At 44.4% G+C, this 12,482-nt stretch carries 13 protein-coding genes; all 13 read right to left on the bottom strand.

Annotated features, from left to right (window positions below; genetic code table 11):
* Positions 1-122: 122 nt before the first annotated feature.
* Complete coding sequence (gene pseC / locus B9L19_RS02370) at positions 123-1,298, bottom strand: UDP-4-amino-4,6-dideoxy-N-acetyl-beta-L-altrosamine transaminase (protein ID WP_025949825.1); 1,176 nt, start codon at positions 1,296-1,298, stop codon at positions 123-125.
* Between the two features lie 43 nt (positions 1,299-1,341).
* Entirely contained in the window at positions 1,342-2,289 is a 948-nt protein-coding gene (locus B9L19_RS02365) for a dTDP-glucose 4,6-dehydratase (RefSeq protein ID WP_025949824.1), read from the bottom strand.
* A 12-nt stretch (positions 2,290-2,301) separates the two neighbouring features.
* On the bottom strand, positions 2,302-3,357 hold the full coding sequence (gene pseI / locus B9L19_RS02360; protein ID WP_033024191.1) for a pseudaminic acid synthase: 1,056 nt from the start codon (positions 3,355-3,357) through the stop codon (positions 2,302-2,304).
* 4 nt (positions 3,358-3,361) lie between these two features.
* Complete coding sequence (gene pseG / locus B9L19_RS02355; protein WP_025949822.1) at positions 3,362-4,411, bottom strand: UDP-2,4-diacetamido-2,4,6-trideoxy-beta-L-altropyranose hydrolase; 1,050 nt, start codon at positions 4,409-4,411, stop codon at positions 3,362-3,364.
* Positions 4,412-4,433: 22 nt separating this feature from the next.
* Positions 4,434-4,583, bottom strand: a complete 150-nt coding sequence (locus tag B9L19_RS18915) for a hypothetical protein (RefSeq protein ID WP_155836623.1) — start codon at positions 4,581-4,583, stop codon at positions 4,434-4,436.
* A gap of 23 nt (positions 4,584-4,606) precedes the next feature.
* Positions 4,607-5,332: a cytidylyltransferase domain-containing protein gene (locus B9L19_RS02350; RefSeq protein ID WP_025949821.1), complete on the bottom strand. Its 726-nt coding sequence runs from the start codon at positions 5,330-5,332 to the stop codon at positions 4,607-4,609.
* 12 nt (positions 5,333-5,344) lie between these two features.
* Positions 5,345-6,313: an ATP-grasp domain-containing protein gene (locus B9L19_RS02345; RefSeq protein ID WP_025949820.1), complete on the bottom strand. Its 969-nt coding sequence runs from the start codon at positions 6,311-6,313 to the stop codon at positions 5,345-5,347.
* A 35-nt stretch (positions 6,314-6,348) separates the two neighbouring features.
* Positions 6,349-7,023, bottom strand: coding sequence for an HAD family hydrolase (locus tag B9L19_RS02340; RefSeq protein ID WP_025949819.1), 675 nt, complete (start codon positions 7,021-7,023; stop codon positions 6,349-6,351).
* A 9-nt stretch (positions 7,024-7,032) separates the two neighbouring features.
* Positions 7,033-8,193 (bottom strand): UDP-galactopyranose mutase, encoded by a 1,161-nt coding sequence (glf, locus tag B9L19_RS02335; RefSeq protein WP_025949818.1) that lies wholly within the window; start codon positions 8,191-8,193, stop codon positions 7,033-7,035.
* Between the two features lie 4 nt (positions 8,194-8,197).
* A complete protein-coding gene (locus B9L19_RS02330) occupies positions 8,198-8,689 on the bottom strand; it encodes a glycosyltransferase family protein (RefSeq protein WP_025949817.1) in 492 nt (163 codons plus the stop codon).
* A 190-nt stretch (positions 8,690-8,879) separates the two neighbouring features.
* The gene (locus B9L19_RS02325; RefSeq protein ID WP_025949816.1) at positions 8,880-9,788 is read right to left on the bottom strand and encodes a glycosyltransferase family 2 protein; all 909 of its coding nucleotides are present in this window, start codon (positions 9,786-9,788) and stop codon (positions 8,880-8,882) included.
* A complete protein-coding gene (locus tag B9L19_RS02320; RefSeq protein ID WP_025949815.1) occupies positions 9,763-11,127 on the bottom strand; it encodes a glycosyltransferase family 2 protein in 1,365 nt (454 codons plus the stop codon). The genes B9L19_RS02325 and B9L19_RS02320 overlap by 26 nt, the downstream gene beginning before the upstream one ends.
* Positions 11,128-11,156: 29 nt before the next feature.
* Positions 11,157-12,425 (bottom strand): hypothetical protein, encoded by a 1,269-nt coding sequence (locus B9L19_RS02315; RefSeq protein ID WP_025949814.1) that lies wholly within the window; start codon positions 12,423-12,425, stop codon positions 11,157-11,159.
* Positions 12,426-12,482: the final 57 nt, after the last annotated feature.

Genomic DNA, 12,482 nt, shown 5'->3' with positions numbered 1-12,482 from the left:
AAGGACTGATGCTACAAAGTTTTTCTATTTGAGAAGCGATGTTGTGGAGCTATATGCTTCATTAATTCACCAGCCTTTTAGAAATCTGCTTTCATCAAATAAAAACTAGGCGGCAACCCTCGTTATGTTCGATAAAAAGAAAGCACTTTGTTTACCCCTTCTATAACCGTTTGAATATCATATTCGCTCATTTTCGGAAAAATGGGAATCGTTAACGCCCCTTCATACCACTTTTCCGCCACCGGGCAAATTCCTTTCCTGTATCCTAATCGTTGATAATAAGGATGAAAATAAACTGGAATGTAATGAACGTGCACTCCGATATTTTCTGCCCGCAGCGCTTCAAATATCTCTTTGCGCCCCACCCGGAAATGCTCTACTTGCAGCTGAAGCACGTATAAATGCCAGCCTGAATCCACATACGGGAGCTGATAAGGAATGCGCACCCCTGGAATGCGAGAAAACGCCTCATCATAAATGGCGGCAATTTCCCGCCGTTTCTGCACAAACGCATCGATTTTGGCCAATTGGCTGAGCCCGAGCGCTGCCTGCAAATCCGTCATTCGATAATTATAGCCAAGATCCACCATCTCATAATACCAAGGCCCTTCATTCTTGCCTACCGTTGTAATCCCATGTGTACGAAAGAGTTTTAATTTATGATAATACTCCTCATCATCCGTGACAATCATCCCCCCCTCGCCGGTCGTGATCGTTTTGACAGGATGAAAGCTGAACATCGTCATATCTGCTAACGAGCCTACTTTTTTCCCTTTATAACAAGCTCCTAAAGAATGGGCGGCATCTTCGATGAAGACAAGACCATATTTTTTAGCGATTTCCCGAATCGGATCTAAATCGGCAGGCTGACCTGCAAAATCAACGGCAATAATGGCTTTCGTGCGCGGAGTGATGGCCTTCTCAATGAGGCTGGGGTCGATATTGTACGTGTTTTCATCAATATCCACAAACACAGGCTTGCCCCCTACATACCGCACACAGTTGGCGCTGGCTGCGAAGGTAATCGGGGTCGTAATCACCTCATCTCCTTGCGAAATGCCAGCCGCATAGCAAGCTCCATGCAAGGCAGCCGTTCCATTGGCAAACGCCACCGCATATTTCGCCCCGACATAGCGGGCCACCGCTTCTTCAAACTGCTGAATTTTCGGCCCTTGTGTAATCAACGGGCCTCGCAATGTTTCGACCACCGCTTGAATATCCTCTTCATCAATCCATTGCTGTCCGTAAGACAAAAAGGATTCACGCACAGGGGTTCCACCATGGATCGCAAGCTTCACGCCTCATTCCCTCCTTGGATATTTTGAAGAAAAGCCGCCCCGACTACATGAGGCGACTCGTTTTGATCCATTCTTCCGTCTTTTGAATCCCTTCTTCAAGAGACACTTGCGGCTCCCAACCAAGCAACCGCTTGGCTTTCTCATAATTGCATCGCAATTTTTGAATCTCGCTCTGTGGATGAATATGGGGAACATGCTTAATCCGCTTTTCATCGCCCACAATGAGCTTGGCCAAATCATTGATCGAGATGTCCCTGCCTAATCCAGCGTTCAAGATTTCCCCATTCACCTTGTCTGAATAGCCTGCCTGAACAACAAATCGTGCACAATCGTCCACATACAATAAATCACGTGTTTGCGTGCCATCGCCGTAAATGTGCAACGGCTCCCCCATCAATTTTTTCCGAATAAAGATGGCGACAACCCCGCCTTCACCGCTCGTTTTTTGATAAGGACCGTATGTATTAAATGGACGCACAACGACAACGGGCAGGTGATAAGCATAGAAATAAGACAACACCATATTTTCCGCCGCAATTTTCGCTCCCGCATACGGCGAAGCAGGCTTGGTCGGATGGATTTCCTCGATGCCTGCTTCATCATGGCAGCGGTCATACACCATGCACGTGCTCATAAACACTAGTTTCGTGTCATGCTTCCGGCATTGTTCAAGAAGATAAAACGTTCCAACCGTATCGTTGAAAAACGTCGTTCTAGGATCATCAATGGAATCCTGTACGTTAATCGATGCCGCTAAATGGTAGCAAAGATCATATTCATGTTCACGAAAAAGCTGTGCAAGCAAACGCTCGTCTTTGATATCTCCGACAATGAATTGCTTCAAATTCGGATGATGGCGAAACTCGGAAATATTTTCTTCCCGCCCATTCGAAAGGTCATCCACAATCCAGACATCATGTCCATCGTCAAGCAGCCGTTTCGCCACGGCGCGCCCAATAAACCCCGCACCGCCTGTCAACAATATTCTCATACCGATCACTCCTTACCATAGTAAATCCCATGTCACCGGCGTTCCTTTTTTTACGTCGCGTTTCACTGTTTTTCCAAGCAACTGGTCAACATATTTCGGCGGCAATCCATTGCCGGGACGAATCGCGCGCACATTTTCCTTCGTCAACGTCTCGCCTGCCTTCATATCTCGCACAATGTATAACGACCGTCGATGTTTCAATGATGCTTTCTCCGCGTCCGTAGGGCCATATTGAACATGGCCGATGCTTTGCCAAGCCCGTTCCGTTTCCGTCACCAATGCAGCCATTTCATGCGGTTCCATGGAAAAAGCGGCATCCACTCCTCCTTCTGCGCGGGAAAGGGTAAAATGTTTTTCAATGACAGTGGCGCCGAGCGCAACAGCGGCGACACTGACTCCAATGCCCATCGTATGGTCGGACAGTCCGACTTGACATTGAAACAGCTCTCTCATATGCGGAATCGTCGCCAAATGGGAGTTCTCTGGCGTCGCGGGATAGGTGCTTGTACATTTTAATAAAATGAGATCGTGGCAACCCGATTCCCTCGCCGCTCTAACCGTTTCGTCCAACTCCGCCGCTGTTGCCATTCCTGTTGAAATCATTAATGGTTTCCCTGTTGCGGCAACCTTGCGGATTAAAGGCAAATCCGTGTTTTCAAACGAGGCGATTTTATAGGCAGGCACATTCAGTTCCTCTAAAAACTCAACGGCCGTTTCATCAAAAGGAGTGCTGAACGCAATAAGCCCTAATTCTTTACAGCGTTGAAAAATCGGCTTATGCCATTCCCAAGGCGTGTACGCTTCCTGATAGAGCTTATAAAGCGAATTCCCCCGCCAAAGGTTCTCGGGGTCATCAATAAAAAAATCTCCTTCGTCCATATCGAGCGTCATCGTATCCGCCGTATACGTCTGCAATTTCACCGCATCGACGCCTGCTTGCGCTGCTGCTTCCACGATGGCCAACGCTCTCTCCAACGATTGATTATGGTTACCGGACATTTCTGCAATAATAAATGGTTTATGATTTCGCCCGATTAGACGGTGGCCAATTTGAATGTCTTTGATCAATGAATCATCCCTCCAATAACGCCTTCACGACCGGATGTACGATATACACTTTTGTACTCCCCACCAATTCGAGCGCTTTGCGGCTCATGTGCTTCAGCTCTTCCCGCGAAGCCACCGCTCTATCTATGATATCGGCATAATCAGCCGATTTTACATCTGCATGCCAACCGATATTCCAAACGGCTCCGTACGCGGCAGCGTCTTCCGTCGATCGCCTTTGGTTCTCCGCCACGATCGTCACCGCGGAGGGCAGGCCGAGAAAGCATCGTTCCCACATCGACACGCCGCCGGCCCCCAGCGAAAAATCCGCCTTTGCCATCAACTCAGCAAGGTAATCAATTTGGCAATGGTAATGAAAGCCCATTTCACGACAGAATTGTTCCACACGAAAACGATTCGAATTGGCTTTACCTACCACAACGTCAACTTCCACATCAAGAACATCCAACTCCTTGAAAGCATGCAGCGCTTTCTCCGTTTCATTCGTCGGATCGCTGCCGCCGAAAAACAGAAGGATCCGCTTCACTTGACCGTTGCGAAGATTGGAGAATTTTTTCGCTTCATAGAATTCCGGCCGCAACAACATATATTGTGGACCTAACAATAGACGGCAGCCTGGCGGCACAAGTCCATGATACCGCTGTTGAGAATGCTGGTAATAGTTTTGATCCAACAAAATATCGCATTCATGAGAACGGTTCGCTAAATCATCTATCACCATCATACGGCCGACATAGGCTTTCACGTTTTCTTCCCAGCAGCGATCAAGCTCATAATGGTCGACAATGCACCAATCGAGCGATGGAAGCTGCTGCCTAATCACCTCAATCGTCCGCTTCGCATCGATTTTTTGTACAACAGGTCCTTCGTACACAAGGCGAAGCACAGGAAACCCTTTATGTTCAACCTCATCGCCCAAATCCCCTGGGCCTGCCCTCATCGCAAAATAAACGGCACAACCAGCTTCTTTCAGCATCTCCGCCAACGCCAAACAGCGCATCACATGGCCGGTGCCGATCGCAAACGATGAGTCGACACGGAATAAAATATTCATGATCCTATTCGCCTCTGCCCATTCAAGCCATAAAATGTTTGTGATACATCACCGTTTCAACGATTTTTTCCGCTCTTGCCAACCAAGTATGCAGATCTTGAATAAAATATCGAAGCACACCATACTGACTTTGCCCATTATAAAGGACAATCGTTTTATTTTGATCACTCATCGCTTTGCCTCCGCGTACACATGTTACACCACCGGTTTTTGTTGAACGTGGGCGTTGAGTTTGGCCACATCGGGATGAGCCAGTAAAAACTGAACGACCTCGCTCGAACGAACGAGCCGATTCCCTTTGAAATGGTTCGCAACGGCCGCGCACAATTGATAGTCTTCTTCGGTATCCAACGTGATGCGCAAATGCGGTTGACAAATGTCTTTCGGCGCTTGAACATAGGTGCGGCGGAATTCACTCGGAAATTCATAGGCGTAGTACGTCACATGCTCACGATGACGCGGCTCTTTCCCATGATGATAAATGTATTCGAGCGCGGAAAACGACACCATTTCAACAACTAGACCGCGCGGCAGCTCTCCTTCCACCATGACGATATCAGAGGGCTCAGCCTTCATGGCCGCAACAATTTGATTGGCTAGTTCAAAATCAACAAAAGGGCAATCCGCCGTCACGCGAATGACATAATCAGGCTGATGAGGCTTAGCGCACTCGTAATAGCGGGCAAGCACGTCGCCCTCTGAGCCGCGGAAACAAGATACGTGGCGTTTCTGGCACCAATTTTCAATCGCATCATCTTGCATCAGAGTGGACGTCGCCACCATCACTTCATCAATTTCTTCTACTTGTTGGCATCGTGAAACAACATAGTCCAACACAACCGTATCCCCAAGCGGCATGAGCACTTTTCCCGGCAGCCGAGACGACCCCATGCGCGCTTGAATGATGATGATCGTTTTCAAGTCGATCCTCCTTCACCAATCGATCACAAAATCGGCTGGATGTCGAATTTGCCTCTTCTCTTTCGGTGAACGATGAAATGGATAATCGTCCAAATTCCTCCCCTGCGCCTCAAGAAAGAACCAATAAAAACTGTCCAAACCCGCTTCGATGCTTAACGTCGAAGCCCCGCCAAAGCGGGGGTTGCACTCGATGAGATGAAACTGCCCCTCACGATCAATGATCGCCTGCATCACCGCATGCCCGTATAACCCTAAATAGGAGGCGACAGCGGTACACATGCCCTCTAATTTTTCATTTCTGATCGTTGTGGTGATTTGCGACTCCCCATTGACCACGTAATCTCTTTTTCGCGCTACTGCTCCTTTCGCTCGCCCCATCCGCGTCATGTAGAGATCGATGCTGATCTCTGTCCCAGCGATAAAAGGTTGAAAAACAGGGACCTCCAGCTTCTTGGCATGCCAATTTGCTTCTTCTTTCGTTAAACAAAGCCCTATGTGTTTTGCCCCCGCTCCGTAACGTTCCTTCACAACATATTGACCATCATTCAGCTCTTCCAGCGAAAGTGCTGTCGGAATGACAGGAAACCCTTGAGCAGAGAGCCGCTCATAAAACCGCAGCTTGTCGAGACAAGTCTCAATCGCGTTCCGTTCAGACACCATAACAACTATACCATTCTCTTCGAATACTTGACGATAGGAAGAAAAGAACGGAAGCTCGCCATCTCTTGTCGGTATAATGAAACGGATGCGCTTTTGACGGCAAATCGAAATGAATTCTTCAACAGTGAACTGTTCGAGTGAAGGCATGGGCCAAAATTCGTCGACAAAATATTGGCCAATGCAGCTATTGTTTCGATCAGCCCCGATCAAAATCCCTGGCATTCCGATTTTCTGCATGGCTCGTCGAACCGCTTGAAGCAACGGAATCTTTTTGGAAATGCTGGTCACCAATACGTGTATACGAACCACCTCTTTCACCAAACAGTGGGAAAGAGCCGACGCCCCCCGTCGTCGACCTACAACTTGTTCATCAATTGTATCAACGAGCCAATCGTCATGTCCGCTTCGTATTCTCCCCCCAATTTCGTCCGCATGTGGTCGCCCACATCGCGAACGATCCGCACCGTGCCCATCCCAAGCCTTTTCGCAGCAATAAAGTCTTTATTCGGGTTATCGCCGATGTATACGCAATCGCGAAAATCCAACCCCAAATACTCCATCATCTTTCGATACGGCGTCTCGCTCGGCTTCCAATGTTCCCTTCCCAAATCCCCGGTTACGATGATGGCATCTACGACATGCTCAAGTTCAAGCGCTTTGATTTTCGACCATTGCATCGTCGAATCCCCATCCGTGATGATGCCGAGCTTTTTTCCTGTCTGCCTCAAATGAGCCAGGACTTCCTTCGCATCATCATATAGCGAAATATCGGGCCGATGACTGCGGTAAAGACGGACGAGGCGGACAATATCGGCGTCAATACCTAGCTGCTTGCATACGTCATCAAACACCCGCCCGCGCCCATTTCGCCGCCATTCATCGATCAGCATTTGATGAATGCCGTCTATCCCTATGTCTGGACGCTGCTTCGCCAGCTCATTCGCCACCGCCCGAAATCCCGATCTGACGTAATCGTACTCGCAATATAGTGTGTCATCGAGGTCAAAGATGTAGGCTTCGAAGTTCCTCATTTCATCAGTTCACCGTAAAATTTTATTGTTGAATACCGTAAGCGCCCTTGCGATAACTGCATCCATATCATAATAGCGATATTCAGCCAACCGTCCTACAAAGAAAACATGCGGGAACTGCCGCGCCCTCTCTTTATATCTCGCATACAACTCTAAGTTTTCTTTTTTCGGAATAGGATAATAAGGAATATCCTTTCCTTTTACATTTCGTTCGTAACCTTGAGGATATTCTTTGACAATTGTTGTTGATGAATGCTCTTGGCCAGTTAAATGTTTAAATTCCGTAATTCTCGTAAATTGATATTCATTCGGATAATTGATGGTACCAACAGGCTGCACAAACTCCTTTTGAATGTTTTCAAATTCAAAGCGAAGAGAACGATAAGGAAGATCACCAAATTCATAGTTAAAAAATTCATCGATTTTCCCTGTATAAACCAATATTCCTTTAAATTCCTGCCCAAACAAACTGATCTTTCCATTCTTAACGTCAATGTCTATGACTTCTTTATAATCCGTATTTAACATAAGCTTAATATTAGAATGGGATAATAACTTTTCGAAAATTTTCGTATAACCTTCTTTTGGCATTCCCTGATAAGCATCTTGAAAATAGCGGTTATCCCTAGAAATATATACCGGCACTCTTCCAGTAACCGTCGGGTCTAGCTCTTCCGGTTTCATTCCCCATTGTTTTGTCGTATAGTTCAGAAACACTTTTTCATAAACAAAATCCGCCAAAAACTTTAAGTCCTTATCATCCGTTTCACGCAACTTCAAAATGGGAACTTTTACGTTATAACCGAATTTGCTCACTAACTTCTCTTCCAAAGGTCTGGCAAACGATTCAGGTAACAGCTCATGTAATGTATTTAAATTAAACGGAATAGGAACCTTTTTCCCATCAATGGAACCGAGAACATGATGATGATATAAATGCCAATCCGTAAATTGCGACAAATAGTCCCATACTTCTCTGGAACGAGTATGGAAAATGTGAGGCCCATACTTATGAACTAAAATTCCGTTTTCATCATAATAGTCATACGCGTTGCCACCAATATGATTTCTCTTCTCAATGACTAATACCTTTTCGTTTAATTGAGTAGCGATTCGTTCTGCTATGACTGCTCCAGCAAATCCTGCACCAACAACGACATAGTCAAACATGTTGCTATTCTCCTTTTTTTTCAAGCCTTTTTAACATGAATGGCAAGAACAGAACAACCAATAACCCGGCGATGATTGATCCAGTCATAGATACAATTGACATCATGATATGCTTCATTCTCATCCAGCGAATTTGTCCTGAGGTAATATCCCATAAATCAGAAATCAGATTGCAAATTACTCGCCTTTTCGACTTTAATGATAATGAAAATTGAAAAACATTAAAAAAGCCAGCACCAGTCAGATTGGAAACAGGGATGATCACAACATCATAAATTTCGTTTTTTAATTCGGGCACCGGTCTTTTGATCGAAAAGGATTGTTTATAAGGATATACAATGATTTTTTTGATGACATCATATTTTTCTACAAGTTTGACACTGTGCTCATGTGTCAACATATGATACTCGTAATCAGGAAATGTATTGATAATAGCCTTTAGGTTGTTATCTAACTGCTGCATACTTACAGATCGAACGATTAATAGTTTTTTCATCCGACTATGTACTCCTTAATAACCATGCATAGATGCTTCAATTCCTTTTTCGTCTAAAAGAGGCCGGTGGGATGAAGCGGCTGATGCCCATTATGGATCTACCGAAAAAACTCTGTCATATTCGTATCCTTTTCCCAATCAAAGCCGATCAGTTGGATGCAAAACCTGTTTTCCACCGGCCTCCTAAGCGTTACCGATAGAATGTAAACGAAAGATTGAATGGGACACGCAGCTTCTGTGCGATAGCCCGATCCACTGCCTTTCGCTTTCCTTTTAATTTGTATGCTTCACGAAAAGCTGACCACATCGCCTTTAAGTAAACCGTCGTTTTCTGCTCTATAGAATAATAAAGACAATGATATATTAATCTAAGCGTTGTGTTTAACGCCATATCCATAGGATAATGCTTCCAAATGAGCCAAAACGCATTTCTTGTATAGTAGAACGGCGCTCTCCAAGAAGCGCGATTTTTAGGCGAATACTTGTGATAAGAAACAATGTTAGAATAAAATTCAATGCGATACCCTGCATTCCAAATTTTAAAGGCGCAATCCATTTCATTATAATAAAGAAAAAATTCTTCAGGATAATATCCAATTTTTTTGAATAAATCTTTCCGAATCCCTACGCCCGCACCATTAAAAGACATCAAGTAGTCGCTGGCTACGGCCTTCACTTCTTCTGTTTCATCTGTATCCTCTAATTCGTTTTTAATCTCATCGTAATGATCATAATTGCGCACATCAAAAGCCACTGCACCCAGCCGTTCATCTTTTTCAAACACTTGAACCATTCGCCGAATCGCATGTCTGGCGGGGAAAGAATCATCGTCAATGATCACAATATACTTTCCCTTCGCCTGCTCGAATCCAACATTATACGCAGCGATGCCTATATTTTTTTTCATCTTGATCAAATGTACATCAGGAAACTCGGCTTCTACCATTTGTGCTGTCCCGTCGTCGGAAGCATTATCCACAACGATGATTTCCAACGGCTCATAGTCGATCTTCTGAATATGACGCAAACTCTCCCGTACGTCATCTTTTCGATTCCAAGCCAACATGACAATACTAACTAATGGGAATCTTTGCATCATCTTTATTCCCTTCTTCTTGCACGCTTAATACATGTCGCAAATGCAAAAGTCTAGCATAAATCAACGGGGCCATCCCTTCAAACAATTGTTGTCGCAAATTCCTTACTGCTCGAATAGCATCTCTTCCCTTTCTTAAATCCATAACATTAAAAAACTGATCGACCACAATGACATGTGACACGTTATCGGGTATATCCAAAACATGCTTACAAAAATATAGAACAACTGTATCATTCCTGATGTCTTGTGCTCCCATCCATTGTGATCCAACTCCATTGTCACCCACGGATCTTACAACATATTCAATCCCTTTTCGAGCCATATAATTCATCAGAATAGTAGGATTGGCATCAGACTCTGCTATGACTATAACTTTAGAGGTTGATCTCAATACCGGCTCCAAAAGGTCAACCTTTACAGTTTCCATTTCAAAAATTCGATGTTCTTTGGCTCTTCCTGTTACATTATTTAGTGCATCCTCGTAGGCCATATAAATAGTCTGCGCGACTGTACGTTTGCCTTTCAATCCTCCAAAATAGAGCGCTTTAAACCATTCATCAACGATCATTTTAGCTAAATTCATTAAATTATCTTGTTTTGCATATTTAGCAAAAAAACGGATTTTATTTCTGGTTAAATAATAATGAGGAAAGGTGCTTGTGTGCAAGACGGCTCCCGTTTTATGCCAAACTTTGGCCCGTGAACATGCAACAACGCGATACCCTCTCTGTTTAAAACGATAGCACCATTCTATATCATCCCAATGAATAAACCATTTTTCATCCATCAACCCGATCTGACGAACCGCATCTGCACGAATTAAAGCGCAACATGCTGGAACGTAATCACTTTCCACTATGTACGGCAAATGCTTTGGCTGCAAGACATCTTGATAGAAAGGCACCACTTTGAACTCATCCCAATCAATGGCGGCTCCCACTTCCTGCAACTGATCAGGAGCGTCCATCTTATAAATCGCCGAACCAACAATACCAATGGAAGGATCCTCTTCCAATACATCTATTAAATGTTTTATAGTTTCCTTGTCAATGACCACATCGTTGTCAAGCAATAAAATATATCGATGCCCAGCTCGAAGTGCCTCTCTCATTCCCCTATTAAATCCACCTGTCCCGCCTTTATTTTCATCATTCATAATAAGCGTTAGTTTCCCACCAAATAATTCTCGCACAAGTTCGGCTGATCCATCTGTGGAGGCATTATCCACCACATATAATGAAAAATTTTGATACGACGAATCTAAAACTGATTCTATACAACGGATTAAATATTCCTTTTTATTAAAATTGCAAATCACTATTCCCACTAAAGGTGCCATGTTGTCAACTCCTTTCGTTCTTCTTTCCGTCAGCGAATCATAAAAAGCTCCCTATGTTTTTCTAAAAATGCTTTCATACTTTCTTCCTGTAAGAAAAAGGAGAAATGCCCACAGAACACATTATGCACTACACACATGACACGTGAAAGTTCTACACATTTTTGACATAGATCCTCTTCGTCTCCCCCTAGCATGCCTTCCTTCGTTCCAATTTTGAATCCCCCGATTTGTTCCCAATATTCCCTGTTAAATAGAATCGCTCCTATACTGAAGCGATGAGGCACAGTTGAGTAGTCGAAAGGCTTGCTAGCAATTTTTTGAGCTACCTCCTCTAAGGGAAGACTATGTCGCCATATCCAACGAGCAACCTCTGGGTCATAATGACACTTAATTCCATTGGCCGCATATCTCAACTCTCCAAACACCTGCTTATATTCCTGATCCAACTCCAACGCTTTGAGGAATTTCACGTAAGTGTATCCATTCAGATTAATTATCGGCGCAACAAATCCAGGATGGAACAACCCCTCTTCAATAATACGGTCATACCCGGAACGCAATTGTTGAAAATATCGTTCAGTCACAAAAATATCTTCATCCAGCTTAAAAATCCATTCTGCATCTTGATGTTCCGCAATCGCCAAGTTTTGCGCCAGCGAAACGTCATTGATCTTTGTATATAAATATGACCATTGATGACGCTCAGCCCAGCGCGCCAACTCCTCGGAGTAGAGGCCGGAAGATACGATACAAACATCGACATTTGAAGGGACATACTTCGCCAACCTTCCAAGAGTAAAAGGCCAAAGATATGGTTTATACCCCGCTAGTACGACAGCAAGTTGACAGTGTCCTTTTCGTCTATCAATGAAGTCATAGCATTTAGATTCGCGAGCTATCATTTGTATGTGTGTAATAATACTTTTCTTTCCTTTGCTCATGGCCTCTTGTGAGTATAATCGGATGATTTCCACTTCCTGTTGCCTGACAGTCTGAAGCCGCTCATAAATTTCCTCTTCAAAGGTAGAAGAAATGATAATCGCTTTAATTCCAGCCGCCATTGCCTCTTCCACCGTGCAAATAGGCAAACCGAATTTTCCTTCTCCTTCCACGTTTTCATCACGATCAAGTAAGCAGGCAATTTTCGTGACAAGCTGGCCGATTTCGCCCAATAACCACTCTGTATGCTTCCCTGTGCCGTAAATGGCCACTTCCTGCTCATTGTATCGCTCCAATGCTTCCCTAACAATCTCAACACGCCAATCTCTTTGCTGAAGATTATGAAACAGCTTAAGCATCTTCCTATCTCCTTGTCACCGCTTTTAACTTACATTTCTTCTTCACAACATCCACTT

The organism is Geobacillus thermocatenulatus, from assembly GCF_002217655.1.
Taxonomy (GTDB): Bacteria; Bacillota; Bacilli; order Bacillales; family Anoxybacillaceae; genus Geobacillus; species Geobacillus thermocatenulatus.
This window is presented reverse-complemented; position numbering and strand designations above follow the sequence as displayed.

Excerpts from the sequence above, each read along its gene's own strand:
- B9L19_RS02365 (WP_025949824.1), bottom strand. The coding sequence starts at position 2,289 with ATGAGAATATTGTTGACAGGCGGTGCGGGGTTTATTGGGCGCGCCGTG.
- pseG (WP_025949822.1), bottom strand. The coding sequence starts at position 4,411 with ATGAATATTTTATTCCGTGTCGACTCATCGTTTGCGATCGGCACCGGC.
- B9L19_RS18915 (WP_155836623.1), bottom strand. The coding sequence starts at position 4,583 with ATGAGTGATCAAAATAAAACGATTGTCCTTTATAATGGGCAAAGTCAG.
- B9L19_RS02340 (WP_025949819.1), bottom strand. The coding sequence starts at position 7,023 with ATGAGGAACTTCGAAGCCTACATCTTTGACCTCGATGACACACTATAT.
- glf (WP_025949818.1), bottom strand. The coding sequence starts at position 8,193 with ATGTTTGACTATGTCGTTGTTGGTGCAGGATTTGCTGGAGCAGTCATA.
- B9L19_RS02330 (WP_025949817.1), bottom strand. The coding sequence starts at position 8,689 with ATGAAAAAACTATTAATCGTTCGATCTGTAAGTATGCAGCAGTTAGAT.
- B9L19_RS02325 (WP_025949816.1), bottom strand. The coding sequence starts at position 9,788 with ATGATGCAAAGATTCCCATTAGTTAGTATTGTCATGTTGGCTTGGAAT.
- B9L19_RS02320 (WP_025949815.1), bottom strand. The coding sequence starts at position 11,127 with ATGGCACCTTTAGTGGGAATAGTGATTTGCAATTTTAATAAAAAGGAA.
- B9L19_RS02315 (WP_025949814.1), bottom strand. The coding sequence starts at position 12,425 with ATGCTTAAGCTGTTTCATAATCTTCAGCAAAGAGATTGGCGTGTTGAG.